At 54.4% G+C, this 26,358-nt stretch carries 23 protein-coding genes and 1 tRNA gene; 9 read left to right on the top strand and 15 right to left on the bottom strand.

Features of this window, described 5'->3' with window-relative positions:
- Positions 1–121: 121 nt before the first annotated feature.
- Together NQ230_RS22790 and NQ230_RS22785 are read right to left on the bottom strand one after the other, a co-directional pair.
- The gene (locus tag NQ230_RS22790) at positions 122–817 is read right to left on the bottom strand and encodes a hypothetical protein (protein WP_257259404.1); all 696 of its coding nucleotides are present in this window, start codon (positions 815–817) and stop codon (positions 122–124) included.
- A gap of 498 nt (positions 818–1,315) precedes the next feature.
- Complete coding sequence (locus tag NQ230_RS22785; RefSeq protein ID WP_257259403.1) at positions 1,316–1,657, bottom strand: SymE family type I addiction module toxin; 342 nt, start codon at positions 1,655–1,657, stop codon at positions 1,316–1,318.
- 128 nt (positions 1,658–1,785) lie between these two features.
- Here NQ230_RS22785 and NQ230_RS22780 point away from each other — a divergent pair, with 128 nt between their 5' ends.
- From NQ230_RS22780 to NQ230_RS22770, 3 genes are all read left to right on the top strand, one after another.
- Positions 1,786–1,953 carry a YlcI/YnfO family protein gene (locus NQ230_RS22780; protein ID WP_257259401.1) on the top strand — a complete coding sequence of 56 codons (168 nt, stop codon included), beginning with the start codon at positions 1,786–1,788 and terminating at the stop codon, positions 1,951–1,953.
- Between the two features lie 58 nt (positions 1,954–2,011).
- The gene (locus NQ230_RS22775; protein WP_257259399.1) at positions 2,012–2,239 is read left to right on the top strand and encodes a hypothetical protein; all 228 of its coding nucleotides are present in this window, start codon (positions 2,012–2,014) and stop codon (positions 2,237–2,239) included.
- Positions 2,240–2,360: 121 nt separating this feature from the next.
- Complete coding sequence (locus NQ230_RS22770; RefSeq protein WP_257259398.1) at positions 2,361–3,962, top strand: NACHT domain-containing protein; 1,602 nt, start codon at positions 2,361–2,363, stop codon at positions 3,960–3,962.
- Positions 3,963–3,975: 13 nt separating this feature from the next.
- Here NQ230_RS22770 and NQ230_RS22765 read toward each other — a convergent pair.
- Positions 3,976–4,070: transfer RNA gene (locus NQ230_RS22765), tRNA-Sec, on the bottom strand.
- 289 nt (positions 4,071–4,359) lie between these two features.
- On the opposite strand from NQ230_RS22765, the gene NQ230_RS22760 reads away from it, so the two are divergent.
- Both NQ230_RS22760 and yicI read left to right on the top strand, forming a co-directional pair.
- Positions 4,360–5,751: a glycoside-pentoside-hexuronide family transporter gene (locus NQ230_RS22760; RefSeq protein WP_059310318.1), complete on the top strand. Its 1,392-nt coding sequence runs from the start codon at positions 4,360–4,362 to the stop codon at positions 5,749–5,751.
- A gap of 12 nt (positions 5,752–5,763) precedes the next feature.
- Complete coding sequence (yicI, locus tag NQ230_RS22755) at positions 5,764–8,082, top strand: alpha-xylosidase (RefSeq protein ID WP_257259396.1); 2,319 nt, start codon at positions 5,764–5,766, stop codon at positions 8,080–8,082.
- Between the two features lie 85 nt (positions 8,083–8,167).
- Here yicI and NQ230_RS22750 read toward each other — a convergent pair whose 3' ends face one another.
- Positions 8,168–9,856: an AsmA family protein gene (locus tag NQ230_RS22750; RefSeq protein ID WP_257259395.1), complete on the bottom strand. Its 1,689-nt coding sequence runs from the start codon at positions 9,854–9,856 to the stop codon at positions 8,168–8,170.
- 119 nt (positions 9,857–9,975) lie between these two features.
- On the bottom strand, positions 9,976–11,367 hold the full coding sequence (locus NQ230_RS22745) for a nucleobase:cation symporter-2 family protein (RefSeq protein WP_257259394.1): 1,392 nt from the start codon (positions 11,365–11,367) through the stop codon (positions 9,976–9,978).
- Positions 11,368–11,593: 226 nt separating this feature from the next.
- Between NQ230_RS22745 and gltS the strand changes: the two genes are divergently transcribed.
- Positions 11,594–12,796, top strand: coding sequence for a sodium/glutamate symporter (gene gltS / locus NQ230_RS22740; protein WP_121426035.1), 1,203 nt, complete (start codon positions 11,594–11,596; stop codon positions 12,794–12,796).
- A gap of 2 nt (positions 12,797–12,798) precedes the next feature.
- Here gltS and recG read toward each other — a convergent pair whose 3' ends face one another.
- From recG to gmk, 5 genes are read right to left on the bottom strand one after another with little or no spacing between them, the layout of a single operon-like run.
- Positions 12,799–14,880 (bottom strand): ATP-dependent DNA helicase RecG, encoded by a 2,082-nt coding sequence (gene recG, locus NQ230_RS22735; protein WP_257259389.1) that lies wholly within the window; start codon positions 14,878–14,880, stop codon positions 12,799–12,801.
- Positions 14,881–14,883: 3 nt separating this feature from the next.
- A complete protein-coding gene (gene trmH, locus NQ230_RS22730; RefSeq protein ID WP_257259387.1) occupies positions 14,884–15,573 on the bottom strand; it encodes a tRNA (guanosine(18)-2'-O)-methyltransferase TrmH in 690 nt (229 codons plus the stop codon).
- A 4-nt stretch (positions 15,574–15,577) separates the two neighbouring features.
- Positions 15,578–17,692, bottom strand: a complete 2,115-nt coding sequence (gene spoT / locus NQ230_RS22725) for a bifunctional GTP diphosphokinase/guanosine-3',5'-bis pyrophosphate 3'-pyrophosphohydrolase (RefSeq protein WP_023309883.1) — start codon at positions 17,690–17,692, stop codon at positions 15,578–15,580.
- A 19-nt stretch (positions 17,693–17,711) separates the two neighbouring features.
- Complete coding sequence (gene rpoZ, locus NQ230_RS22720; RefSeq protein WP_000135058.1) at positions 17,712–17,987, bottom strand: DNA-directed RNA polymerase subunit omega; 276 nt, start codon at positions 17,985–17,987, stop codon at positions 17,712–17,714.
- Positions 17,988–18,041: 54 nt separating this feature from the next.
- The gene (gmk, locus tag NQ230_RS22715) at positions 18,042–18,665 is read right to left on the bottom strand and encodes a guanylate kinase (RefSeq protein WP_008502674.1); all 624 of its coding nucleotides are present in this window, start codon (positions 18,663–18,665) and stop codon (positions 18,042–18,044) included.
- 251 nt (positions 18,666–18,916) lie between these two features.
- Between gmk and ligB the strand changes: the two genes are divergently transcribed.
- Positions 18,917–20,587 carry an NAD-dependent DNA ligase LigB gene (ligB, locus tag NQ230_RS22710; protein ID WP_257259383.1) on the top strand — a complete coding sequence of 557 codons (1,671 nt, stop codon included), beginning with the start codon at positions 18,917–18,919 and terminating at the stop codon, positions 20,585–20,587.
- A gap of 2 nt (positions 20,588–20,589) precedes the next feature.
- On the opposite strand, the gene NQ230_RS22705 is transcribed toward ligB, so the two are convergent.
- Together NQ230_RS22705 and NQ230_RS22700 are read right to left on the bottom strand one after the other, a co-directional pair.
- Positions 20,590–21,207 carry a trimeric intracellular cation channel family protein gene (locus tag NQ230_RS22705; protein WP_023334014.1) on the bottom strand — a complete coding sequence of 206 codons (618 nt, stop codon included), beginning with the start codon at positions 21,205–21,207 and terminating at the stop codon, positions 20,590–20,592.
- Positions 21,208–21,412: 205 nt separating this feature from the next.
- A complete protein-coding gene (locus tag NQ230_RS22700; protein ID WP_023309886.1) occupies positions 21,413–22,276 on the bottom strand; it encodes a YicC/YloC family endoribonuclease in 864 nt (287 codons plus the stop codon).
- A gap of 125 nt (positions 22,277–22,401) precedes the next feature.
- Between NQ230_RS22700 and rph the strand changes: the two genes are divergently transcribed.
- A complete protein-coding gene (gene rph, locus NQ230_RS22695) occupies positions 22,402–23,118 on the top strand; it encodes a ribonuclease PH (protein ID WP_121932595.1) in 717 nt (238 codons plus the stop codon).
- Positions 23,119–23,185: 67 nt separating this feature from the next.
- Positions 23,186–23,827 (top strand): orotate phosphoribosyltransferase, encoded by a 642-nt coding sequence (pyrE, locus tag NQ230_RS22690; protein ID WP_193805431.1) that lies wholly within the window; start codon positions 23,186–23,188, stop codon positions 23,825–23,827.
- 83 nt (positions 23,828–23,910) lie between these two features.
- On the opposite strand, the gene slmA is transcribed toward pyrE, so the two are convergent.
- The 3 genes from slmA to coaBC form a co-directional block, all read right to left on the bottom strand.
- A complete protein-coding gene (slmA, locus tag NQ230_RS22685; protein ID WP_121426029.1) occupies positions 23,911–24,507 on the bottom strand; it encodes a nucleoid occlusion factor SlmA in 597 nt (198 codons plus the stop codon).
- A 120-nt stretch (positions 24,508–24,627) separates the two neighbouring features.
- Positions 24,628–25,086 carry a dUTP diphosphatase gene (gene dut / locus NQ230_RS22680; RefSeq protein ID WP_008502691.1) on the bottom strand — a complete coding sequence of 153 codons (459 nt, stop codon included), beginning with the start codon at positions 25,084–25,086 and terminating at the stop codon, positions 24,628–24,630.
- A complete protein-coding gene (gene coaBC, locus NQ230_RS22675) occupies positions 25,064–26,275 on the bottom strand; it encodes a bifunctional phosphopantothenoylcysteine decarboxylase/phosphopantothenate--cysteine ligase CoaBC (RefSeq protein WP_257261360.1) in 1,212 nt (403 codons plus the stop codon). The genes dut and coaBC overlap by 23 nt, the downstream gene beginning before the upstream one ends.
- Between the last annotated feature and the right edge of the window lie 83 nt (positions 26,276–26,358).

Genomic DNA, 26,358 nt, shown 5'->3' with positions numbered 1-26,358 from the left:
GCGATTTTTTTGGGTAGCCAGGTTACGGCAAATAGTGCAAATATTATGACGAATAAAAGGGGAATTGCGCCTCTCAGGAAGAATATGAGTTGGCCTTTTAACCAGTCTTTAATAGCTTTAATCATCCCTTTATCATCCTTGAAATCGCATATGCAATGTCGCTGTCTGAAGCATAAGCTTGGTTAAGTATGGGGGATCTCATTATTATGGGCTCAATCAAGAAAAACATCATTTCAAGTTCCTCCTGATAAAGGAGATTATAATAATAAGCATTGTAATTTTTTAGATGGTTGGTGCATCTTGATGCCTGCTCAACGATGCCATAAACTTTTAAACCAAGAACAGCATAAGTAGAAAACGATGTGATCTTTTCTTTCATCCAAATGTTGGTATGAACACTAGTACAAATTGCAATAGTTGCCGAATATATAAAAGCCTGGCTGGATAGCATTGATGATGAAATTGATACGCCCAAATTCATAAGGTTTCGTTGTATGTTATGTATTCTTTTTTCACTTTTGTTGACTAGTAAGCTTTTAATATAAATATAGAGCAACTTATAGATAACGTCTCTGTGTTTTATTAACTGAACGATACCTATCAAAAATCGTGAGTCTTCTTCGCGTAATCGTAAACATACATCCTGGTAATTTTCAGTAAAGCACGAAAGCTGATAGCTTAATCGTGTTGCCCCATCATCTAACAGTTGCGCTTGCTTTAATACTTCATCTTTTACGCCTGTTAAGGCGTGTTCTAATTTTAAAGCCAATATTTTATGTGCATCTATTGATGTTATTAATGAGTCGCTATAATACATATTGCACCCTGTAACAGTAAACATAGGCACAAGTTTCTATTAATATTGGCTTTCTGCTGTGATGCATATCGCAATAGTTTATATTTAATAAAAAATAAATAAATTTTAACCTTCGCATTATATTTATTGTGAATAATTGTTGGGTATCAATTTAGATATTGTATGAGCGTGAGAATGAGGGCGTTAGATCCGTTGTATATTAGTTTAATAGCCGTATGGCCGGTAAAGGCGAAACTGGGTGCTACGAGCTGAGCGTAACTACGAGTGTTGCTTTGAGATTGTAGCGATCTCTCAGTGGAAATCTGATGTCTCCTTTCCTGGCAAACTATCCGGAATTTCCGGATAGTTGAATGCTGATCAATTTCGCCATCAGAAATTCTATTTATGAGATGCTAATTGATGGTTCGAACAGGGAGATTGGGTTGCGACTTTCTCTGCATGTCCTCTCCCATCTACATCGTCTAATGCGCCTGGCGGGTTGTATGCCAGAAACAGTCGCTAAGCCAGGTGGCTTGTATTTGATTTTGCGCGGCGCTTTCCAGGACGGGGAGTTTGGATCGCTGCAGGCGCATTCTCAATCTCAATGAGCTTTGCCTTCGTCCGTTTATAATCGTCCTGCAACCGCTGCTCTTGCTCGTTATACGCCACCAGAACGATGCACCCTTTCATGACCTTTACCGTGACCTGCTGTCCGGTATCAAAACCTGCCGCACGCAGCCACTTACCGGAAAGGATGATTTTCGGCGTGGATTTGTCGAAAACATTCGGGCGGTATCCCACAATTAACGAACGCTCGGTTCCGGATTGGTCGGTGTCTGGGGTAGAATGCGAATCAGCCATAATCAACTCCTTGATAGTTGGTGAGGTTAGACGCCCTTTAGTGCTCCAACACTGCTGGGCGTTGTTAGAATTTCGAATCCATGTGGTAGGTACCACATGCAGATAAATTAACCGAAGTGGTACCTACCATGCAAGAAAAAAAGAAACCAAATTTTGACCGCACTAAGAGCACGATGAAGAACATTCGGTTTGAGGACGAGCTTTTGGAACAGATTGAGACGGTGGCGGGGAAAGGGAATTTTAGTAAATGGGTAAAGGAAGCTTGCATTGAAAAGTTGAAATTAAATAAAAAATAATACCCTTATGATTTTATCGGTTTTATTTAAAATAAGATAACTTACAGAAAGAGAACAAATGATTTCAATAGATAATATTATAAGCCTTGCTAAACCATGGGCTGTAAAAATAATAGAGGAAAAATTCATTCCTTTTGTGTATAAGAAGGGGTATTCTTTTTATCTAAAAGAACGGGATTTAGTAAATATTAAACTATTAATGTCAGAATATCTGGCAAAAATTAAAGGGCAATGTTCCACAATTAATTCTTTAGCATTTCCAAATATATTAAAAAAAAATAAATGATATTTATGAGCCACTTACATTATGTTCTTTAGATACTGGGGAGAACCTTAATGAGAGGATTGTTGATGGAAGTTTATTACTTGAAAAATATAAGCATGCTTTAATTATTGACAATGCAGGAATGGGTAAGTCAACTCTTTTAAAGAAAATAGTTATTGATACGATAGAGCATTCAGATTATATCCCCGTTTATATTGAACTTAGATCATTAGATGATAAACCTATTGATGAACATATCAAAATTATGTTCGGAATAGAAAATTTGGGTTCTAACGATCTATTGAAAAGCTTCCCCTTTGCATTCTTTTTTGATGGCGTTGATGAAATTCAGTATGATAAAAAGAATGCGATCATTAAAAGGTTGAAAAAGTTCTCCGAGGATTTTATTGATTCTAATATAATAATAACGTCGAGACCCGATCAAAGCCTTCTTGAGTTAAATACTTATTCCAGATTTAAAATAAAGCCACTTGAATTGAGTCAATCTTATAATCTTTTGAAGTTATATGATGCAAATTCTTATAGTATTGGGAATAATTTAGCTCTTTCAAAAAAATTAATTTCAGAAATTGAACTAATGCGGAATAAAGACAGCATTAGTATTTTGGAATTCTTAACCACACCACTTTATGTGTCTTTATTATTTTGTTCCTATAAGTTCAAGCCGGTAATTCCAAGACGCAAAGATCTTTTTTATAGCCAAGTATTTGAAGCTTTATTTGAAACTCATGATTTAAGCAAAGAAACAGGTTATGTTAGAAAAAAACAATCTGGTTTGGATATTACTGAGTTTTACATATTGCTTAGAAGATTAGCCTTCTGGTGTTTAAAAAATAATGGAAGGCTCGAGTTTACTCGTAGTGAATTTGAAATGGTAATGCTGGAAATATCATCAAATCTAAAAGGGATTACATTTAAACCACCTTCTTTCATAAATGATTTGATTTATGCTGTGCCTATTTTTGTAAAAGAAGGAGCATTGTTTAGATGGGCTCATAAATCTCTTATGGAGTATTTCTGCGCAGAATTTATTTGCATAGAGGTCAAAGAAAAAAGAGAGGATTTATTACTTAAGCTATATGAAAGTAATAGTGCAGTAAAGTACAAAAACATATTGGAACTTTGTTCTGATATAGACTACTCTACTTTTAGAAGATCAGTTTTGCGGAAATGCCTAGAGGATTATCTTTCTTATTACACTGAGTTTTTTGAAAACGCAAATATTAATGACATTGATAAAGAAATATGGAGCAGTGTTACATATTTTTCAGACGTGGAACTAATGATTACGTCATATGGCAACACCAATTTAAGCGATTTTTCTTTAATCTGTGAAGATAAATCACAGGTAAGTAATTTCGAAAATAAGTTTATTGGATTTAGAGACTACATAACACATATAACATATCCAATATCATTAAAAAATACCGTTATGGAAATATTGAAATGGAGACACAACGAGTATTTTTATAAAGAAAAAGATTTTTATCAAAGATCAGATGTCGAGTCTATTTCAATCCCTGAAAATGTCCCAGTTTTTTGTAGGAATGGCCAAGTCGCTAATTATGACGATGATGTTATTCCGGAATTAATTAGTATATTTCTCCAGTTCAGACATACGCTAACTATACCGATAATTCGTCATTTATCTGCAGAAAGGGTGCTGGAAGATATTTACTCTGACAAATCAAACGGGGTTGATGCATTACTCCAAGGCTTTTAAAACAACTAATTTTTGGCGGAAGATCACAGGAGTCGAACCTGCCCGGGAACGCTGGCGTCCCCAACTGGATTTGAAGTCCAGCCACCTCACCGGAGATGACGATCTTCCGCGCCTCGATTGCTACATGGAGGCGGGGCGCATTATAGCTACTTTCAGGCATTTACCACATACCCCGACACACTTTTTTCACCTCTCTTTTGACCTGTACACCCCTGTTTCAGTTAATTCCTAAGAAAATCCTCATGTTAGCCGCTCGGGTTCCCAACATTTACCGCGATCACAAAAAACAAGAAACGTAATCTGCTAACCAGAAAACGCAATACCCGCCTTTGAAACAATGGTTTAAAACCAATGCAACCGGTCTCAGCGCCCCCTACAGCGTGAAGGATAAAAAAAGATGAGCGAAGTATTGTCAGTTAAAGAGAAGATTGGCTACGGCATGGGAGACGCCGCCAGCCACATCATTTTTGATAACGTCATGTTGTACATGATGTTTTTCTACACCGATATTTTCGGCATTCCCGCCGGGTTTGTCGGCACAATGTTCCTGCTGGCGCGCGCGCTGGATGCGATCTCCGACCCGTGCATGGGGCTGATTGCCGACCGCACCCGCAGTCGCTGGGGCAAGTTCCGCCCGTGGATTTTGTTTGGTGCCATCCCGTTCGGCATCGTCTGCGTGCTGGCCTATACCACGCCGGACCTCAGCCTCAACGGCAAAATGGTTTACGCCGCCGTTACCTACACCCTGCTGACCCTGCTCTATACCGTGGTCAACATTCCGTACTGCGCGCTGGGCGGCGTGATCACCAACGACCCGACGCAGCGTATCTCCCTTCAGTCCTGGCGCTTTGTGCTGGCAACGGCGGGCGGCATGCTCTCCACGGTGCTGATGATGCCGCTGGTGAACCTGATTGGCGGCGACGATAAAGCGTTCGGCTTCCAGGGCGGGATCGCCGTGCTGTCGGTAGTCGCGTTCCTGATGCTGGCGTTCTGCTTCTTTACCACCAAAGAGCGCATCCAGGTGCCGCCGAGCACTACCTCCATGCGGGAAGACCTGCGCGACATCTGGCACAACGACCAGTGGCGCATCGTTGGCGTGCTCACCATCCTCAACATCCTCGCCGTCTGCGTGCGCGGCGGCGCGATGATGTACTACTGCACCTGGATCATGGGCTCGCCGGAGGTGTTCGTCGCCTTCCTCACCACCTACTGCGTCGGCAACCTGATCGGCTCCGCGCTGGCGAAACCGCTCACCGACTGGAAGTGCAAGGTCAGCATCTTCTGGTGGACCAACGCCGCGCTGGCGGTGGTCAGCGTGGCGATGTTCTTCGTGCCGATGCATGCCACCGTGCTGATGTTCGCCTTTATCTTCGTCATCGGCGTGCTGCACCAGCTGGTGACGCCGATTCAGTGGGTGATGATGTCCGATACCGTCGACTACGGCGAATGGACCAACGGCAAGCGCCTGACCGGCATCAGCTTTGCGGGCACGCTGTTCGTGCTGAAGCTCGGCCTGGCGCTGGGTGGGGCGATGATCGGCTGGATGCTGGCAGGCGGCGGCTACGACGCGGCAGCCAAAACTCAGAACAGCGCGACCATCAGCATCATTATCGGCCTGTTTACCCTGGCCCCAGCGGTCTGCTACGTGCTGAGCGCCATCATCGCCAAACGCTACTACACGCTGAAAACCCCTTTCCTGACCAAAATCCTGGGCGAGCTGGCGCAGGGCGCGCGCCGCAATCAGCAGGAGTTTGAAAACCTGCCGGTCAGCAAAGAATTACAGAACTAAGAGGACGAGAGTATGAAAATCAGTGATGGAAACTGGCTTATTCAACCGGGCCTGAACGTGACGTATCCGGTGCAGGTGTTCGACGTGGAGCAGCAGGGCAATGACCTGGTGGTGTATGTGGCGCCGCGCGACGTGCGCGAGCGCACCTGGCAGCTCGACACGTTGATGTTCACGGTGCGCCTGTTTGCCCCGCAGGAAGGGATCGTTGGGGTGCGTATCGAGCACTTCCAGGGCGTGCTGAATAACGGCCCGCACTATCCGCTGAACGTTCTGAAAGACGTGAAGGTAGAGATTGAAAATAACGCCGAGTTTGCCGAGCTGAAAAGCGGCAGCGTCAGCGTGCGCGTCACCAAAGGCGAGTTCTGGGCGCTGGATTTCCTGCGTAACGGCCAGCGCATTACCGGCAGCCAGCTGAAAAACAACGGCTACGTGCAGGACAGCAACGCCGACCGCAATTACGTGTTCGAACGGCTGGATCTGGGCGTGGGGGAAACGGTCTACGGTCTGGGCGAGCGCTTTACCGCGCTGGTGCGCAACGGCCAGACGGTCGAAACCTGGAACCGCGACGGCGGTACCAGCACCGAGCAGTCCTACAAAAACATCCCGTTCTACCTGACCAACCGCGGCTACGGCGTGCTGGTGAATCACCCGGAAAACGTCTCGTTTGAAGTCGGCTCCGAGAAGGTCTCCAAAGTGCAGTTCAGCGTGGAAGGGGAATATCTCGAGTATTTCGTGATCGACGGCCCGACGCCGAAAGAGGTGCTGAACCGCTATACCCAGTTCACCGGGCGTCCGGCGCTGCCGCCTGCCTGGTCGTTCGGCCTGTGGCTGACCACCTCGTTCACCACCAACTACGACGAAGCGACGGTAAACAGCTTTATCGACGGTATGGCCGAGCGCGACCTGCCGCTGCACGTCTTCCACTTCGACTGCTTCTGGATGAAGGCCTTCCAGTGGTGCGATTTCGAGTGGGACCCGGTGACCTTCCCGGACCCGGAAGGGATGATTCGCCGCCTGAAGGAGAAAGGGCTGAAGGTCTGCGTGTGGATTAACCCGTACATCGGCCAGAAATCCCCGATCTTCCGGGAGCTAAAAGAGAAGGGTTACCTGCTCAAGCGCCCGGACGGCTCCCTGTGGCAGTGGGACAAATGGCAGCCGGGGCTGGCGATCTATGACTTCACCAACCCGGACGCGTGCCGGTGGTATGCCGACAGGCTGAAAGGCCTGGTGGATATCGGCGTTGACTGCTTCAAGACCGACTTCGGCGAGCGTATCCCGACGGACGTGCAGTGGTTCGACGGGTCCGATCCGCAGAAGATGCACAACCACTACGCCTACATCTATAACGAGCTGGTGTGGAACGTGCTGAAAGAGACGGTGGGGGAAGAAGAGGCGGTGCTGTTTGCCCGCTCCGCGTCCGTCGGTGCGCAGCAGTTCCCGGTGCACTGGGGCGGCGACTGCTACGCCAACTATGAATCGATGGCCGAAAGCCTGCGCGGCGGGCTGTCGATTGGCCTGTCCGGCTTCGGGTTCTGGAGCCACGATATCGGCGGGTTCGAAAACACCGCTCCGGCGCACGTCTACAAGCGCTGGTGCGCGTTCGGGCTTTTCTCCAGCCACAGCCGCCTGCACGGCAGCAAATCCTACCGCGTGCCGTGGGCGTACGATGACGAGTCCTGCGACGTGGTGCGCCACTTCACGCAGCTGAAGTGTCAGCTGATGCCGTATCTGTATCATCAGGCGGCGCTGGCGCGCGAGTTCGGCACGCCGATGCTGCGGGCGATGATGCTGGAGTTCCCGGACGATCCGGCGTGCGATTATCTTGACCGTCAGTACATGCTGGGGGATTCGGTGATGGTCGCGCCGGTGTTCTCCGAGGCGGGCGACGTGCAGTTCTACCTGCCGGAAGACCGATGGACGCACCTGTGGCACAACGACGAAATTCAGGGCAGCCGCTGGCATAAGCAGCAGCACGATTTTATGAGCCTGCCGGTCTACGTGCGCGATAACACCCTGCTGGCGCTGGGCAGCAACAACCAGAAGCCGGACTACGCGTGGAATGAGGGGACGGCCTTCCAGCTGTTTAACCTGGACGATGGCGCAACGGCGGTGAGCGAAGTGCCTGCGGCGGACGGCTCCGTGGCGTTTACGCTGAAGGCGTCACGTCGGGGCGACATCGTGACCTTTACCGGCGCGGGAGACGCGCAAAACTGGTCGGTGTGCTTGCGCAACGTGCAGAAGGTGAGCGGCGTGAAGGGCGGTTCACACGCGGGCAGCGAGTGGGGTGTGGTGCTGAAAGCCGAGGGGAATGAGGTGGTGGTTCACTTCTGAGCCGTAAAAATGCCCGGTGGCGCTTCGCTTACCGGGCCTACATGGGATCGTAGGCCGGGTAAGGCGTAGCCGCCACCCGGCTTGTTTATTGCATCGGTGGTGAAACCACACCGCCCGTCATCGTCTGCTGCACCTGCTGTTTATCCATATTCACCGCGTTCAGCTTACCGTTCACCGTTGGCTTCAACGGTGCGCTGGCCTGCACGCTGCCGCTGGCGGTGAGCTGAATATTGCCGTCGCCCGTAATCGGCAGCGCAGGCCAGCCCCACTGCTGCAGTACGTTGAGCGGCACGCCGCGCCCGTTCAGGCTCACCGTGGTCTGCCGCTGTGGCAGCTGTGAAACCGTCGCCGTGGCTTCCAGAATGCCTTTCTCGGTAAAGGCGCTCAGGTCGGTAATGTTCACCGTGGCGGCGTTCGCATTCAGCGCCAGCGACGGACGACGCACGTCCACGCGGTTAAAGGTCGCCGCCGCGCCGTTCAGGGTTGCGCTGCCGCCCCAGATACCCCACTGGCGATCTTTCACCAGCTGCAGGTTTGCGCCATAACCGTCCAGAGAGGTGATCTGCCACGGGAAGGCGGGATCGATGTCGATCACCAGGTTGCGGCTCAGGCCGAATTTTTGCAGCGTGACGCTGTTCAGCCATTCCGGCAGAGGCTCCATCCACAGCGTTTTCCAGTTCTGCGGCAGGGTGTATTCCAGCCCGGCGATAGCGACATCGTCCAGCACCAGCGCTTTACCGTCGCGCAGCCAGCTGCCGGAGGTGCGTACCATGCCGCCCTCCCAGCGGGAGGTGAACTGACGCAGTGCCATACCCTGTGGGGAAAACTCCGCATTCAGGATCGGGTCGAAAAGATGCAGCGAGCCGTAGATTAACTCGCTGGCGTTCATGGACAGGCGGCCTTCCTGGCTCTGCCAGTCGCCTTTGCTTAACGTCAGGTTGCGCAGGCTTAAGTCGAGATCGGTCACCGCCCAGTCCGGGCCCTGAAGCCGGGCGTCTGTCACGTCCAGACGACCAATCTGCAGAGAGGGGATGGTGGCCAGCGGCGCGAAGAACGCCATCAGCGTTTTATCGCTCTGCAGGCGGATCTCGTTCAGGCGCATGGTGTCGATAATCCAGCTCCCGTCGGCGTTGCGCAGGGCGGAGCCGGTGAGCGAGCCGCGGGCCATATCGGCACCAATCGTTTTCAGCACCACCTCCTTGCCGTTAAGCTGGCCCTCGATCAGCACGTTGGTGGCCGGTACGCCGTTCAGGGTCAGCGAGCCTGCGCTCATCTGAATCTGCGCGTTGTTCCCCAGCACGTTGCCCGCTTCCGGCTGCCACGGGCTGACGCCGCCAGTAACCTTCTGCGCGCTCAGGTCCCATTCGGTATTCGGGCTGTTAAAGGCCATGTTGTTCAGCTGCAGGCGATCCGCCTGGAAAGGCAGCGGCGCCGTCTGGGGCGAGAGATTCAGCGTGCCGTCGAACAGGGTGATAGTGTCCATATGCAGCGGATCGGTTATCTGACGGCTGCTCAGGCCAATATCGACTTTTTTGGCTACCAGCGTGGCGGGTTTACCGTCCCGACCGAAGGTGACGTTTTCCAGAATGATGTGGGAAGGCGACGAAAAGCGATGATTCATCTTGTCGAAACTGAGTTCGTAGTCGGTATTCACCGTCACCCAGCTGCTGACCTGAGACGCGCCCCAGCGGGTCTGGAGCAGAATGTAGAGCGCCAGCATCACAATGAGCAGGGCTACCAGAAGATAGATGAGGAGCTTTCCAATAAATTTCATGGTCTTCCATCCCGCAAAACGCACATAAGGGAGTTATGCACGATTTATGCGCAATCCTCAAGGCGGGAATGGTGTAATTAGATGTCACGGCAGGCATTGACTGCCTGCCGTGAGAGAAATCAATTTTTCTCAGGCGGGAAAACGAGGTTCAGAATGATAGCGGTGATACCGCCCGCGGCAATGCCGGAAGAGAGCAGGTTTTTCACCCAGTCAGGCGCAAACTGCAGGATCAGCGGCTGCTGGGAAACACCCAGACCGACGGCCAGCGACAGCGCGATAATCATGATCGCGCGGCGGTTTAGCGGCTCGCGGGAAACGATACGCACGCCGGAGGCCGCGATAGTGCCGAACATCACCAGCGTTGCGCCGCCCAGCACCGGCTCAGGGATGTGCTGCACAAAGCCGCTTACCGCCGGGAACAGGCCGAGGACGATCAGCATCAGCGCCACCACAAAACCAACGTAGCGGCTGGCCACGCCGGTCAGCTGGATCACGCCGTTGTTCTGACCGAAGCAGGAGTTCGGGAAGGTGTTGAATACGGCAGAGACAAACGAGTTCAGGCCGTTCGCCAGCACGCCGCCTTTCAGGCGCTTCATGTACAGCGGGCCGGACACCGGCTGCTCGGAGACGTCGGAGGTGGCGGTGATATCACCGATGGTCTCCAGAGAGGTGATCATAAAGACCAGCATCAGCGGCAGGAGCAGGCCCCAGTCAATGCCCAGTCCGTAGTACAGCGGCGTAGGAACGGTGATCAGCGCGCTGTTGGTCGGCGCGGTGTTCTCCGGCAGCATGCCCAACGCCCACGCCAGCAGGTAACCCGCCGCCATGGCGATCACCAGCGAGGCGACGCGCAGGTAAGGGTTACGCTGACGGTTAAGCAGAATAATGATCGCCAGCACCACACCCGCCAGCAGCAGGTTTTTCGGCGCGCCGAAGGTGTGGTCGCTCATTGCGGCATAGCCGCCGCCGATGGAGGTCAGGCCCACCTGGATCAGCGACAGGCCGATAATCATCACCACCACGCCGGAAACCAGCGGGGTGATGACGCGGCGAGCCAGATGCAGAACGCGGGAGATCACCATCTCCGTACAGCTGGCCAGCATCAGCGTGCCGAACAGCGCCGCCATCATGGTCGGGACATCCGCACCGCCGGTTTTCAGCGCCGTACCGCCCATGATCAGCGGTGCCACGAAGTTAAAGCTGGTGCCCTGAATCGACAATAATCCCGACCCTACCGGACCCCACGCTTTAATTTGAATAATCGAGGCCACGCCGGAGGAGAAGAGAGACATGCTGATAATGTGCTGCGTGTCCTGCGCCGGTAAACCGAGCGCCTGGCAAATCAGCAGCGCCGGGGTGATCACCGCAACAAACATCGCCAGAAGATGCTGGCAGGCGGCGAAAAGCGTTTGCGGCAGCGGCGGGCGGTCTTCAAGGCGGTAAATCAGTTCGCTATTTTGCTTCTGCGCAATCGGTTGCGCATCAGGCGACTCTATGGTGTTAACGGACATCGGCGGCAATCCCACGGTGGAAAAGCGGGCATTTTATCTGACCACCTGGTAAAAGCAAACGATTGCCAGCAAAAAAAGGGAAGAAAATCTGCCGCTGTGAGCAGGTTTTCTACAACGCATCGGGAAAAAAAATTACACTTTTTCGCGCCGGGAGCTCATGAAGAGCGCAAACCGGCCCAGGATAACGCCGCGTGTGTATGGAACACGCGCATAACAGGAGCCTTCTATGATTCATCTCGATACGTTGTCGACCCTTGTTGCCGCAACGCTGGTCTTACTGCTTGGCCGTAAGCTGGTACATAGCGTTTCCCTTCTGAAGAAATACACCATTCCTGAACCTGTCGCCGGCGGTCTGCTGGTGGCGCTGGCCCTGCTGATACTGAAAAAAAGCATGGGCTGGGAAATTGATTTTGACATGTCCCTGAAAGACCCGCTAATGCTGGCCTTCTTTGCCACCATCGGCCTGAACGCCAACCTGGCAAGCCTGCGGGCGGGCGGTAAAGTGCTCGGCGTATTCCTGATTGTGGTGGTGGGGCTGCTGCTGATGCAAAACGCTATCGGCATCGGCATGGCGACGCTGCTGGGGCTGGATCCGCTGATGGGGCTGCTGGCGGGGTCGATTACCCTTTCGGGCGGTCACGGCACCGGCGCGGCGTGGAGCAAGCTGTTCATCGAGCGCTACGGCTTTGAAAACGCGACTGAAGTCGCGATGGCCTGTGCGACCTTTGGTCTGGTGCTAGGTGGCCTGATTGGCGGCCCGGTGGCGCGGTATCTGGTTAAACACTCCACCACGCCCAACGGCAGGCCTGACGATGAGCTGGTGCCGACCGCGTTCGAAAAGCCGGACGTCGGGCGCAGCATTACCTCGCTGGTGCTGATTGAAACCATCGCGACGATCGCCATCTGCTTGACCGTGGGCAAAGTGGTTGCGCAATGGCTGGCGGGCTCAGCGTTTGAACTGCCGACGTTTGTCTGCGTGCTGTTTATCGGGGTGATCCTGAGCAACGGTCTGGCGCTGATGGGCTTCTACCGCGTGTTTGAACGGGCGGTATCGGTGCTCGGCAACGTCTGCCTGTCGCTGTTCCTGGCGATGGCGCTGATGAGCCTCAAGCTGTGGGAGCTGGCCTCGCTGGCGCTGCCGATGGTCGCAATTCTGGCGGTGCAGGCGCTGTTTATGGCGCTATACGCCATGTTTGTCACCTGGCGCATGATGGGAAAAAACTACGATGCGGCTGTGCTGGCGGCGGGTCACTGCGGGTTTGGCCTGGGGGCTACCCCAACGGCTATCGCCAACATGCAGGCGATCACCGAACGGTTCGGGCCATCGCACATGGCGTTTCTGGTGGTCCCGATGGTCGGGGCGTTCTTCATTGATATCGTCAACGCGCTGGTGATTAAGCTGTACCTGATGCTGCCGATGTTTGCCTGAAATCAGGCGTTGGAATAGCGCTCGGTTTCCGGCATCCAGCGCTCAATTAACGCTGCCGCCTGTTCGGGGTAGCGTTCATGAATATGGCGAGCCAGGCGCTGAACTTCAGGGATCATAGCCTGATCGCGCAGCAAATCCGCCACTTTGAATTCCGCGTTCCCCGTCTGACGTGTGCCGAGCAGTTCGCCCGGGCCGCGGATCTCCAGGTCTTTTTGCGCAATCACAAAACCGTCGTTGCTGTCGCGCAGCACCTGCAACCGCATCTGGGCGGTTTTCGAGAGCGGGGCTTTATAGAGGAGTACGCAGTGGGACGCTACCGCGCCACGGCCAACGCGCCCGCGCAGCTGGTGGAGCTGGGCAAGGCCGAGACGTTCCGGGTTTTCGATGATCATCAGGCTGGAATTCGGGACGTCCACGCCGACTTCGATCACCGTGGTGGCGATCAGCAGATGCAAATCACCCTGTTTGAACGACTGCATCACCGCCTGTTTTTCAGCGGGCTTCATGCGTCCGTGAACCAGACCCACGTTCAGCTCCGGCAGCGCCAGCTTAAGCTCTTCCCACGTTGCTTCGGCAGCCTGTGCTTCCAGCAGTTCAGACTCTTCAATCAGCGTACAGACCCAGTAGGCCTGACGCCCTTCATGGGTGCAGGCGTTGCGCACGCGGTCGATGATATCGCTGCGGCGCGTGTCAGGAATGGCGACCGTTGTGACCGGCGTACGGCCCGGCGGCAGTTCGTCGATGGTGGAGGTATCCAGATCGGCGTAGGCGGTCATCGCCAGGGTGCGCGGAATCGGCGTGGCGGTCATGATCAGCTGGTGCGGGTGGAAGCCCTGCTGCAGGCCTTTCTCCCACAGTGCCAGACGCTGATGCACGCCGAAGCGGTGCTGCTCGTCGATAATCACCAGCGCAAGACCGTTAAACTGCACCTGCTCCTGGAAGATGGCGTGCGTGCCGACAATCATCTGCACCTGCCCGCTGGCAATAGCCTCCTGTTGCGCAAGACGCGCTTTGCCTTTTTGCTTCCCGGCAAGCCAGCCCACTTCAATCCCCAGCGGCGCAAACCAGGCGCGGAAATTATTGGCGTGCTGCTCGGCCAGCAGCTCGGTCGGCGCCATCAGCGCCACCTGTTTACCGTGGGCGATCGCGCGCAGGGCCGCCAGCGCGGCGACCAGCGTTTTACCGGAACCTACGTCGCCCTGCACCAGGCGCATCATCGGCACGTCGAGCGCCATATCGCGTTCGATTTCGGCGGTGACGCGCGCCTGCGCACCGGTGGGCTTAAACGGCAGAGAGGCCAGCAGATTATCTTTGAGCTCATCGCGCGGGCTTAAGGGCTGGGCGTGGAAACGCTGCGCGCCCGCGCGAAGTGCCAGCATGCTCAGGTTATGGGCCAGTAATTCCTCAAGGATAAGACGCTGTTGGGCGGGGTGTTTGCCGCTTTCTAAATCGCTTAGCTGCAGCGTTGGCGGCGGGCGGTGCAGGGTGCGCAGCGCCTCGGGCAGGCTCATCATGCCCTGCGCCAGCTCGGGCGGCAGCAGTTCGGTAATGGCGCAGGTATCCAGCAGCTCCAGCGCCTGATCGGTGAGCTTACGCAGCGTCGCCTGTTTAATGCCTTCGGTCGTTGGATAAACCGGGGTGAGCGTCTCCTGCATTTCCGGCGTGCTGAGATCGCCCTGCACGCGGTACTCCGGGTGGATCATCTCTGCGCCGTACTTCCCGCGTTTGGCCTCGCCATAGGCCAGCACCCTGCGGCCCGTCGCCAGGCTGTTTTTCATCGCCGCGCTGAAGTTGAAAAAACGCATGGTGAGAATGCCGGTGCCGTCGCTGATCTGGCAGGTCATCATCCGGCGTCCGCCGAAGGTGATGTTGCAGTTCAGGACCTCGCCTTCAACGGTGGCGTAAATCGCGGGAAGGAGATCGCCAATCTTGTAGAGCTGGGTGCGGTCTTCATAACGCAGGGGGAGGTGAAGCAGGAGATCCTGCACGGTGTGCAGGCCAATTTTTGCCAGCTTATTGCTTTGCGCCGCGCCCACGCCCGTCAGGCTGTTAAGCGGGATAGCATCCAGCAGGCGGCCTTTCATCGCTTACCCGGCGTACTGCATGGTGGCCCACCACTCGGCATTGGCTTCAATTTCGCCCTGCGCGTTGACGTGGGGGTAAGGCAATTTTTTCTGCTTCGCAACGCGAGCCAGCACCGGATAACCACCTTCAAACAGCAGGCGCTGCTGTTCCTCTTCCGGCAGCATGCTGTTGCTGCGCTCGTACATCCCGGCGTTTTGACGCTGGCGCTGCGCTTCATACAGAATGAGCGCGGACGCCACGGAGACGTTGAGAGACTGGACCATGCCGATCATCGGAATGATGATGTCCCGATCCGCCAGATCCAGCGCTTCCTGGGTGATCCCGGTTTTCTCCTGACCCATCAAAATGCAGGTCGGGCGGGTGTAGTCGATCTCGCGGAAATCTACGGCTTTAGCGGACAGGTTAGTGGCCAGGATCTGCATCCCGCGCCCTTTCAGGTGCGATACGGCTTCGGCAATGGTGTGATGATTTTTGACAGACACCCAGCTGTTGCTGCCTGCCGCCGCCGAGACCGTATTTCGCATACGGCCGTCCGGCCAGACGGCGTGCACTTCATGCACACCGACGGCATCTGCGGTACGAACGATAGCAGAGACGTTATGAGGTTTATGCACCTGCTCCATGCAGACCGTCAGGTCAGGCTGACGCCTGGCGAGCATTTCGCAGATACGTGCATAACGTTGTGAATTCATAAACCTAGTTTCGGTTTCGGGTGACTTTAATCACGTCCGGCATGACGCGGATCTTGCGCATAATATTCGCCAGATGCACGCGGTCGCGGGCGGTCAGACGAATAAAGGCGCTGTACACGCGGCCATCTTTTTCTTCCGTATTCAGGCTCTGAATATTGGAAGAGGCCGTGTTGATCGCTGCCGTCAGGTTCGCCAGGGCACCCTGGTGGTTGAACATATCCACCTTAATTTCGGTGATAAATTCCTGCGCGGTCTCTTTATCCCACTCGACCGCCATAAATTTCTCGGCTTCTTTCTGGTAGCCGCGAATGTTACGACAGGACTCGTGGTGGATAACCAGCCCTTTGCCCGGGCTGACGTGCGCAATAATCGGGTCGCCAGGAATTGGACGACAGCATTTTGCGAAGGTGATCAGCACCCCGTCCGCGCCTTTAATCGGCAGGTGTCCGTGGCTTTGCGTGGTTGCTGGCACCGCTGTCGTGTCGCCTTGCTGCAGGTTTTTCGCCACCACCACGCTCATGGCGTTGCCGAGGCCAATCTCTGCCAGCAGGTCATCAAGCGACGCGAGCTTCATACGCTCCAGCTCACGCTGGACGTTCTCCTGCGGAATTTCAGCCAGCTTACGGCTGCCGCCCAACGCGTGGTTGAGCAGACGACGCCCCAGGCTGACGGAATCATCGCGCTTGAGGTTTTTCAGCAGCTGGCGAATTTTGGCGCGCGCCTTGGAGCTTACGACAAAGTTCAGCCAGGCCGCGTTCGGACGTGCGCCCGGAGCGGTGATTATTTCTACCGTCTGGCCGCTGGAGAGCGGCTGAGACAGCGGGTAAGGCTGTCTGTCGACGCGTGCGCCGACGCAGGCATGTCCGATATCGGTATGCACGGCGTAAGCGAAGTCGACCGGCGTTGCGCCCGCAGGCAATTCGACAATGCGACCTTCTGGGGTGAAAACGTAAATCTCATCCGGGAAGAGATCGGATTTAACGCTCTCGATAAATTCAAACGAGCTGCCCGCACTCTGCTGAAGCTCCAGCAGGCTCTGCATCCAGCGCTGGGCGCGGATTTGTGCGGTTGTACTGCTTTCGCCACCGTGCTCTTTATAGGCCCAGTGCGCGGCAACACCCATCTCTGCCATCTGGTCCATGTCTTCGGTGCGGATCTGCACCTCAACAGGCACGCCGTGCGGACCGATCATCGAGGTGTGCAAAGATTGATAGCCGTTCGCTTTTGGAATGGCGATGTAATCTTTCATACGCCCCGGACGCGGTTTGTAAAGGCTGTGCATCTGCCCCAGCACGCGATAGCAGGTGTCCGAGTCGTGGACAATGACGCGGAAGGCGTAGATATCCATGATCGAGTGAAAACGCTGCTCTTTGAGCACCATTTTGCAGTAGATGGAGTACAAATGTTTCTCGCGACCGCTGACGCGGCACGGGATCCCCGCTTCCTGTAAGCGCCCTTCAATTTCAGAGAGGATCTTTTGAATCATCTCTTTACGGTTACCGCGTGCGGCTTTCACCACCTCTTTAATCACGCGATAGCGGTTCGGGTACAACGCTTCAAAACCCAGCTCTTCCAGCTCGGTTTTAATGTGATGAATACCTAAACGGTGCGCCAGCGGGCTGTAGATTTCGAGGGTTTCACGGGCAATGCGGCGACGTTTATCCGGGCGAAGTGAGCCCAGCGTGCGCATGTTGTGGGTACGGTCAGCGAGTTTGATGAGAATGACGCGGATATCCTGCACCATCGCCATAATCATCTTGCGGAAGTTTTCGGCTTGCGCCTCTTTCTTGTCGCGGAAATTCAGCTTATCAAGCTTAGAGACCCCTTCCACCAGTTCGGCAACGCTTTTGCCAAACAGCTGTTCCATGTCCTGATAGGTGGCAGGGGTATCTTCGATCACGTCGTGCAGCAGAGCGGCCATCAGCGTTTCGTAGTCGAGTTTCATCTCGGCCAGAATACAGGCCACCGCTACCGGGTGCGTGATATAGGGTTCACCGCTTGAACGTGTCTGGCCCTCGTGAGCGTCACGTGCAACGAGATACGCCTGCTGAAGACGCTTAATCTGGTCTTCAGGCAGGTAGGTTTGAATCAGTTGATTCAGGCTTTCAAACAGATACAAGGGCGACCCGCAGGTTTAATTAACGACGACCTTCAGCAATAGCGGTTACGGCCTGCAGTTCTGCGGCTTCCTGCTCTTGCTGCTCCTGGCGCTCACGCACGTCGAGGATCTGGTTGTTGATCAGACCTTCTTCGATTTCGCGAAGTGCAATAACGGTGGTTTTATCGTTTTCTTCCGGTACCAGCGGATCTTTACCGCCTACCTGCATCTGACGAGCGCGACGCGCGGCGACCAGCACCAGGTCAAAACGGTTACCAATTTTCTCTACAGCGTCCTGAACAGTTACGCGTGCCATACTTAAAATGCTCCACAGGTGAAGAAATGACTGGGCATGATACTGAAAGTGGGTTCAGTCTGCCAACAGTTTGGTGATTAATGCGTCATGTCGCTGCTTCTGGCGGCTCATACGCAGACGTTCTGCACGAAGAATGGTTTTGAGATCGCTCAAGGCGGCATCAAAATCATCATTCACAATAAGGTAATCATATTCCGCGTAATGGCTCATTTCTGCAACAGCCTGTTCCATACGCTTTGCGATCACTTCTTCGCTGTCCTGACCGCGGCCACGCAGGCGGCGATCCAACTCATCTTTCGATGGCGGTAAAATAAAGATACTGCGCGAGTCAGGCATTTTCTTGCGAATTTGCTGTGCGCCCTGCCAGTCGATATCCAGGAACACATTCACGCCCGTGGCCAGAACCTGCTCAATGGTTTCACGCGAGGTACCGTAGTAATTACCGAATACTTCAGCGTGTTCAAGAAACGCGTCTCTGCCGATCATCGCTCTGAATTCGTCGTGATCCACAAAGAAATAATGTTCACCGTGCACTTCACCCGGACGCGGCTGGCGCGTGGTGTGAGAAACAGAAACCTGTGTGTCGTACAACGGTTGGGTTTTTAACAGTGCCTGAATAAGGCTGGATTTACCCGCGCCACTAGGGGCAGAAACAATATAAAGCGTGCCTTGAGCCATGAGAGTCTTTTGTATGTGTTAACGAAGAAGTCCTACATACGGGCTTATTATACACGTCGGCGCACCGTGACGTAGCCTTTGTCACACTTTTTCCCCTGGATTATTGAATTTTGCGTGCCGTTTTCAGGTTTTATCTGTGGTTTTCAGCAACCAAAAGAAATCCCGGATAGCGTCTCGCATTGTGAAACGTTGCCGTTAGCGTTGTTTCAGGCATCCGGGTATACCTCCTGCAATGCAAAGGAGGGGTAGCGATGTGGCGATGGATAAGCGGGTTAATGCTGTTGTGGTGTGGCTATGGCGCGGCGGTATGTCCGGTGTGGTCCCAGGCAAAAGCAGAGAAAGAGATGGCGTCGTTAAGCGCGCAAATCAAACGCTGGGATGAGGCCTACTGGAAGCAGGGTGTGAGCGAGATCAACGACGAGGTTTACGACCAGCTTCACGGGCGGTTAACGCAGTGGCAGCGCTGTTTTGGCAGTGAGCCTTCAGAAGAGAAACTCCCCGCGCTGACGGGAAGCGTAAAACATCCTGTTGCCCACACGGGTGTGCATAAGGTGGCCAGCAAAGAGGAGCTGAGGCAGTGGATGCATGCCCGACAGCATCTGTGGCTGCAGCCGAAAGTTGACGGTGTGGCGGTGACGCTGGTCTATCGTGACGGAAAGTTAACCCAGGCCATCAGCCGCGGTGATGGCCTGAAAGGGGAAGACTGGACCGGGAAGGTGCGTTTAATCCCGTCGGTTCCGCAAAAGCTCACCGGCGCGCTGGCGAATAGCGTCTTACAGGGCGAGCTTTTCTGGTTACGCGACAACCACATTCAGAACCAGATGGGCGGAATGAACGCTCGCGCAAAGGTAGCGGGGGCGATGATGCGGCAAAAGGATAACGCGCTATTAAGCAAGATCGGCGTATTCATCTGGGCCTGGCCGGACGGTCCGAAAGATATGCAGACCTCTTTAGCTGAACTGTCTCAGGCCGGTTTTACGCTGTCGGCACGGTACACGCTACCCGCCGAATCTGTCGATACCGTCGAGAAACAGCGCGCGGCCTGGCACGCGACCGCATTACCCTTTGCCACGGATGGCATTGTGGTGCGTTCGCAGGATGAACCCGCGGGCGAAGGTTGGTTACCGGGAGAAGGCAACTGGGTTGTCGCTTGGAAATATCCTCCTGCAGCCCAGGCCGCTGAGGTGAGAGATATTCATTTTTCCGTAGGGAGAACGGGTAAAATTTCCGTTGTAGCAGCGCTGGAACCCGTGCAACTGGATGATAAACAGGTGCAGCGGGTGAGTCTGGGCTCGGTTGGGCGCTGGCAGAGGCTGGATATTGCCCCGGGGGACCAGATACAGGTCAGCCTGGCCGGGCAGGGTATCCCCCGGTTTGATAAGGTGCTCTGGCGTGGGACGGACAGGCATAAACCAGAACCTCCGGCCCCGGGCTATCATGCGCTTAGCTGTTTCTATGCTTCGCCGGAGTGTATGGAGCAGTTCTTTGCCCGGCTGACGTGGCTCAGCTCAAAGCAGGTCTTAGATATTGAAGGATTAGGCGAGTCAGGCTGGCGGACTCTCTGGCAGGCGCATCGTTTTGAACATCTCTTTTCATGGCTGCTATTAACTCAGGCGCAGCTGCAGGCTACACCGGGGTTTTCCTCAGCACGCGGGCTTGCGCTCTGGCACCGATTCAATCTGGTGCGCGAGAAGCCGTTAATCCGCTGGCTCATGGCATTGGGTGTGCCAATGACGCAGGCTTCGCTGAAGGCGATGGGCGACATATCGTGGCAGGAGATGAGCGGGCGCAACGCAAAGGACTGGCAGGCCCTGCCGGGAACAGGCGAGGAGAAGGCAAGGCAAATCGTTAACTGGATGCACGCGCCTCAGATTGATGTGCTGGCGAAATGGCTCGCTGAACAGCACATCAACGGGTTCTGAAGCTAGTGTGCGCTGTGTTTGTAATGGAAAACGGGCAGCCCGAGCTTCAGACGCAGCGCCAGCATGCGGGCCGTAAAGCCAAACAACAGCGTCGAGATGACCACCACATCATGGTTCGAAACGTAGTGCTGCAGGGCGATATAAAGCACCGCTGCCGCAAAGGAGATGCCGGCATACAGCTCTTTTTGAAAGACCAGGGGGATGCGTTTGCAGAACATATCGCGCAGCACACCACCGAATACGCCCGTGACCACGGCAGCAATGGTAGCGATAACCGGTCCTTCCCCCATATCGAGCGCGATTTGCGCACCGATGATCGAAAAGACGATCAGCCCCAGCGCATCAAGCACCAGGAACAGACGGCGAAGATGGGGCATAACGGGCGCTACGATGGTGGTTAACACGGCAGCCGTCGCCACGATAATCACGTACTCAGGGTGTTTAACCCAGCCGAGCGGGTAATGGCCAAGCAGGATATCGCGCACGGAACCGCCGCCCAGCGCGGTCGCGGTAGCAATAATGATTACGCCGAAGGTGTCCATACGGCGACGTCCGGCGGCAAGCGCGCCGGTCATGGCTTCTGCAGTGATGCCAATGAGATAAAGGATGTGAAGCAGCATATACCCTCCGGTGTGAACGCGGGGGAGGTTAGCGATTTGTGCGCAAGATCACGATTGAGATTTTCTAAGGCGAGTTAGGTTGCCCTATAAAATTTTATCAATTTATCTTGAGTAGGCTTGATGGTAGGCGGTGAGGCGCAAAAATGGGTGTTGAGATGGATTAGAAATAGTAATGGGTGGTGCAGTTGACACCACCCAAAAGGCATTACTCGATATTCTGGATCTGCTCGCGCATCTGCTCAATCAGCACTTTCAGCTCAATCGCTGAATTCGTCACTTCGGCATTGATCGATTTAGACGCCAGGGTGTTGGACTCGCGGTTGAACTCCTGCATCATAAAGTCCAGACGGCGGCCCACAGCTTCTTTCTTCTTCAGAATGTTGTAGGTTTCTTTAACGTGAGCTTCCAGACGGTCCAGCTCTTCAGCGACATCAATACGCTGCGCCATTAGCACCAGCTCTTGTTCCAGACGGGTGTTTTCCAGCTGAACTTCCGCTTCTTCCAGTTTGGCAACAAGACGCTCGCGCTGCCATTGCAGCACTTCTGGCATATGGGTGCGGACTTTGGCTACTTCGGTGCTCACGCCTTCAAGACGCTGCTCAATCATCGCTTTCAGCGCCTGACCTTCGGTTTCGCGGGCAACGATAAAGTCGTCCAGCGTGCCGTCGAGGGCTGCCAGGATTTCAGCGGCAATAGCATCCAGATCCTGCTCACCGGCGGCCATGACGCCAGGCCAGCGCAGAATATCAACCGGGTTGATTTCGCCTTCATCGCTCTGCATTTTGACCCAGTTCGCCGCATTCACGAGCTGTTTCGCCAGTTTTTCGTTAAGAATCAACTCGCCCTGTGCGCTGGCATCGGGCTCAAAGCGCAGGTTACATTCCACTTTTCCGCGCGTCAGACGCGTACGGATACGTTCACGTACGACAGGCTCAAGGCTGCGGAACTGCTCCGGCATACGGAAATACGTTTCCAGGTAACGCTGGTTTACCGAGCGCATTTCCCATGTGGCGCTGCCCCAGCTACCCTTGATTTCACGCCGGGCGTAGGCGGTCATACTGCGGATCATAGACATTCCCGTTTTTAAAGGAGAGATGGGGGGATTATAGCTTTCGGGGGCTTCTCAGGATAGGAATAAGCGTCCTTTATCCGTATAATGCGCAGCCACATTCGTTTCAAGCCGGAGAATCCATCATGCGTCCATCAGGTCGTAGCGCCAATCAGGTGCGTCCCGTCACCCTGACCCGTAACTATACAAAACACGCTGAAGGCTCCGTGCTGGTTGAGTTTGGTGACACTAAAGTGCTGTGCACCGCGTCCATCGAAGAAGGCGTTCCGCGCTTCCTGAAAGGTCAGGGCCAGGGCTGGATCACCGCAGAATACGGCATGCTGCCGCGTGCGACCCATACCCGTAATGCCCGTGAAGCGGCAAAGGGTAAGCAGGGCGGTCGTACCATGGAGATTCAGCGCCTGATCGCGCGTGCGCTGCGCGCCGCCGTTGACCTGAAAATCCTCGGTGAATTCACCATCACGCTGGACTGCGACGTGATTCAGGCAGACGGCGGCACGCGTACTGCGTCCATTACCGGTGCCTGCGTAGCGCTGGCGGATGCCCTGAGCAAGCTGGTTGCTGCCGGTAAGCTGAAAACCAACCCAATGAAAGGCATGGTTGCGGCGGTTTCTGTCGGTATCGTTAACGGCGAAGCGCTTTGCGATCTGGAATACGTTGAAGATTCCGCAGCCGAAACCGACATGAATGTGGTGATGACTGAAGACGGTCGCATCATTGAAGTACAGGGTACGGCGGAAGGCGAGCCGTTCACCCACGAAGAACTTCTCTCCCTGCTGGCGCTGGCCCGAGGGGGAATCGAATCCATTGTAACGACGCAGAAAGCGGCGTTAGAAAATTGATTTTAAAGGCGACCAATGAGTCGCCTTTTTTTTGCCTGTAAGACAGAAAAACCAAAGGAGCAAATCCATGAAATCGTATCAGCGCCAGTTTATTGAGTTTGCGCTTAACAAGCAGGTACTTAAGTTTGGCGAATTTACGCTGAAATCCGGGCGTAAGAGCCCCTATTTCTTCAACGCCGGGCTGTTTAATACCGGGCGCGATCTGGCATTGTTAGGCCGTTTCTATGCCGAAGCGCTGGTTGATTCCGGGATTGATTTTGACCTGCTGTTTGGCCCGGCCTATAAAGGCATTCCGATTGCGACCACCACCGCGGTGGCGCTGGCGGAACACCATGACCGCGACGTGCCGTACTGCTTTAACCGCAAAGAGGCTAAAACCCACGGGGAAGGCGGGAATCTGGTCGGCAGCGCGCTGCAGGGCCGCGTCATGCTGGTGGACGATGTGATTACCGCAGGCACGGCGATCCGCGAATCGATGGAGATTATTCAGGCCAACGGTGCGACGCTTGCTGGCGTGCTGATTTCCCTGGATCGTCAGGAGCGCGGTCGCGGTGAAATTTCCGCTATTCAGGAAGTCGAGCGCGATTACAGCTGCAAAGTGACGTCGATTATTACCCTGAAAGAGCTGATTGCGTATCTGGAAGAGAAGCCTGAGATGGCGGACCATCTGGCGGCGGTACGTGCGTACCGGGAAGAGTTCGGGGTGTAATTAAATTGCCCGGTGGCGCGACGCTTACCTGGCCTACGCATTTCGTAGGCCGGATAAGGCGAAGCCGCCATCCGGCAACAGTGTTACTGCAACTGAGCAGCGACTAACGGCCAGCGGGCGTCAAAATCGTCCGTTGGACAATATTTGAACTCGCTACGCACAAAGCGGGAGAGCATCCCTTCACAAAACGCCAGAATCTGGCTCGCCAGCAGCGTCTCATCGATGGTGTACCCTTCGCCTTCACGCATTTTCTTTTCGCGCAGTACCTGGCGCAGCTGCGCTTCAATACGTTCGAAAAGCTGGTTAATGCGGCCCTGCAGTCTGTCCTGCTCAAACATCAGCGCGTGGCCGGTAAGGATACGGGTTAAGCCCGGATTGCGTTCACCGAAGCCCAGGATTAACAGCACAATCAGACGCAGACGTGCGGTGGTGTCTTTTTCGTCTTTCAGAATCAGGTTGATGCGCGTGATCAGGCTGTCTTCAATAAACTCGATCAGGCTGTCGAACATCCGGGTCTTGCTCGGAAAATGACGGTATAGCGCCGCCTCAGACACGCCCACAGAGGCGGCCAGTTTAGCGGTGGTGATGCGTTGACTGCCATCGCTGGATTCAAGCATCAGAGCCAGAGATTGAAGTATTTCTTCGCGACGATTCCTTTTCGCGGTTTGTTTTTCTGCCATGTTACAAAATACCCCTGAAAATAAGCACTTGCCAGGCTGGCATCCACACAGCGACCGCAAACTGACGTTTGCGGTTTGTTATTGCATTATGACGCTGTGAGATACGTGTCTTTCGGGCCGTTATTTGCGCCCGGAATGGCCGAAGCCGCCTTCGCCACGGTCGGTGGCGTCAAAGTCTGCCACTAGGTTAAATTCTGCCTGTACCACCGGTACAAAGACCATCTGTGCGATACGCTCGCCCGGTTCAATGGTGAAGCTGTCCTGACCACGGTTCCAGACGGAGACCATCAGCTGACCCTGGTAGTCGGAGTCGATCAGGCCGACCAGGTTCCCCAGCACAACGCCGTGCTTATGGCCCAGGCCAGAACGCGGCAGGATCACCGCAGCCAGCGACGGGTCAGCAATGTGAATTGCCAGGCCAGTTGGAACCAGGGTAGTGGCACCCGGGGCCAGTTCTACGGCGTCATCGAGACAGGCGCGCAGGTCAAGACCGGCAGAGCCGGAGGTGGCATAGGTTGGCAGCGGGAATTGCTCGCCAACACGCGGGTCCAGAATCTTAACGTCGATTTTTTTCATCATAACGGGTAACGATCTCGTCGAGTAATTGTTGGCCCAGGAGTTCCTTGCGCTCAAGCGGTAAGACTTTATCTCCATCCTGCCAGAAAAGGTGCAGTGCGTTGCTGTCGCTGTTAAATCCTTGTGTGGCCAGCGATACGTCGTTCGCGCAAATCAAATCGAGGTTTTTGCGGGTACGTTTTTGCCGGGCATATTCTTCCACATTATTCGTTTCTGCGGCAAACCCAACAACGTATGGACGATGGCTTTTTAGTGCGGCGACACCGGCAACAATGTCCGGGTTTTTCACCATTTTTAGTGTTAATTCATCGCCTTGCTTTTTAATTTTAGCCTCAGCGATCGTCTCGGCACGATAGTCTGCGACGGCCGCACAGCCGATAAAAATCTGCTGGCTTTGCGCATGTGCCTGCACGGCGGCTTCCATCTCCAGCGCGGTGGTAACGTCAATTCGCTTCACAAACGCAGGGGTAGGCAGCGATACCGGGCCGCTCACCAGCGTGACGTGCGCGCCACGCCTTGCGGCGGCGGCGGCAATCGCAAAGCCCATTTTGCCGGAGCTGTGGTTGGTGATGTAGCGCACCGGATCCAGCGGCTCGCGCGTCGGGCCCGCGGTAATCATGATGTTGAGATGTTGCAGATCGTTGACAGGCGAAAAATGGGCTGCGGCCATATCAACAATTGTCAGCGGGTCAAGCATGCGACCCGGGCCAACATCGCCGCAGGCCTGGCTGCCGCTGTCTGGGCCCCAGATAAGCAGGCCGCGGGAGGCCAGCGTCTCCAGATTATGCTGGGTGGCCGCGTTACGGTACATCTGCTGGTTCATGGCAGGAACGACGGCAACAGGCGCAGGCGTGGCCAGACAAATGGTAGAGACCAGGTCGTTTGCCATACCGGCCGCCACCCGAGCGATTAAATCAGCCGTGGCGGGGGCGAGGATGACCAGGTCAGCCCATTTACCCAGCTCAATATGGCCCATCGCGGCTTCGGCGGCCAGATCGAGCAAGCTGTCAGATACCGGGTATCCTGAAACGGCCTGCAGGCTCAGGGGAGTGATAAAGGCTTTACCGCCTTCGGTTATCGCGACCCGCACATCTGCCCCGCGTTCGCGCAGACGACGCACCAGCTCCGGCGCTTTGTAGGCAGCAATGCCGCCGCTCACGCCAAGAACGATTTTTTTACCGGCCAGGCTCATCATGATTCTTTCCTGTTGGGTTTCACCAGAGAGCGGGCATTTTATCACAATCCCCAAAGCGGGGTGATTTTGTCCTTCGACCA

This window comes from Enterobacter asburiae (assembly GCF_024599655.1).
Classification (GTDB): domain Bacteria; phylum Pseudomonadota; class Gammaproteobacteria; order Enterobacterales; family Enterobacteriaceae; genus Enterobacter; species Enterobacter asburiae_D.
Note: the sequence above shows the minus strand (reverse complement) of the source record. Positions and strands in the feature narration are given on the sequence as shown.

Bases quoted from the DNA above. Each gene is read 5' to 3' on its own strand.
- NQ230_RS22745 (WP_257259394.1), bottom strand. From the start codon at position 11,367: ATGTCCGTTAACACCATAGAGTCGCCTGATGCGCAACCGATTGCGCAG.
- rpoZ (WP_000135058.1), bottom strand. From the start codon at position 17,987: ATGGCACGCGTAACTGTTCAGGACGCTGTAGAGAAAATTGGTAACCGT.
- NQ230_RS22775 (WP_257259399.1), top strand. From the start codon at position 2,012: ATGATTTCAATAGATAATATTATAAGCCTTGCTAAACCATGGGCTGTA.
- trmH (WP_257259387.1), bottom strand. From the start codon at position 15,573: ATGAATTCACAACGTTATGCACGTATCTGCGAAATGCTCGCCAGGCGT.
- coaBC (WP_257261360.1), bottom strand. From the start codon at position 26,275: ATGAGCCTGGCCGGTAAAAAAATCGTTCTTGGCGTGAGCGGCGGCATT.
- slmA (WP_121426029.1), bottom strand. From the start codon at position 24,507: ATGGCAGAAAAACAAACCGCGAAAAGGAATCGTCGCGAAGAAATACTT.
- NQ230_RS22750 (WP_257259395.1), bottom strand. From the start codon at position 9,856: ATGAAATTTATTGGAAAGCTCCTCATCTATCTTCTGGTAGCCCTGCTC.
- yicI (WP_257259396.1), top strand. From the start codon at position 5,764: ATGAAAATCAGTGATGGAAACTGGCTTATTCAACCGGGCCTGAACGTG.
- NQ230_RS22760 (WP_059310318.1), top strand. From the start codon at position 4,360: ATGAGCGAAGTATTGTCAGTTAAAGAGAAGATTGGCTACGGCATGGGA.
- NQ230_RS22790 (WP_257259404.1), bottom strand. From the start codon at position 817: ATGTATTATAGCGACTCATTAATAACATCAATAGATGCACATAAAATA.
- pyrE (WP_193805431.1), top strand. From the start codon at position 23,186: ATGAAATCGTATCAGCGCCAGTTTATTGAGTTTGCGCTTAACAAGCAG.
- NQ230_RS22770 (WP_257259398.1), top strand. From the start codon at position 2,361: ATGGGTAAGTCAACTCTTTTAAAGAAAATAGTTATTGATACGATAGAG.
- NQ230_RS22780 (WP_257259401.1), top strand. From the start codon at position 1,786: ATGCAAGAAAAAAAGAAACCAAATTTTGACCGCACTAAGAGCACGATG.
- NQ230_RS22705 (WP_023334014.1), bottom strand. From the start codon at position 21,207: ATGCTGCTTCACATCCTTTATCTCATTGGCATCACTGCAGAAGCCATG.
- dut (WP_008502691.1), bottom strand. From the start codon at position 25,086: ATGATGAAAAAAATCGACGTTAAGATTCTGGACCCGCGTGTTGGCGAG.
- rph (WP_121932595.1), top strand. From the start codon at position 22,402: ATGCGTCCATCAGGTCGTAGCGCCAATCAGGTGCGTCCCGTCACCCTG.
- NQ230_RS22700 (WP_023309886.1), bottom strand. From the start codon at position 22,276: ATGATCCGCAGTATGACCGCCTACGCCCGGCGTGAAATCAAGGGTAGC.
- recG (WP_257259389.1), bottom strand. From the start codon at position 14,880: ATGAAAGGCCGCCTGCTGGATGCTATCCCGCTTAACAGCCTGACGGGC.
- gltS (WP_121426035.1), top strand. From the start codon at position 11,594: ATGATTCATCTCGATACGTTGTCGACCCTTGTTGCCGCAACGCTGGTC.
- gmk (WP_008502674.1), bottom strand. From the start codon at position 18,665: ATGGCTCAAGGCACGCTTTATATTGTTTCTGCCCCTAGTGGCGCGGGT.
- NQ230_RS22785 (WP_257259403.1), bottom strand. From the start codon at position 1,657: ATGGCTGATTCGCATTCTACCCCAGACACCGACCAATCCGGAACCGAG.
- ligB (WP_257259383.1), top strand. From the start codon at position 18,917: ATGTGGCGATGGATAAGCGGGTTAATGCTGTTGTGGTGTGGCTATGGC.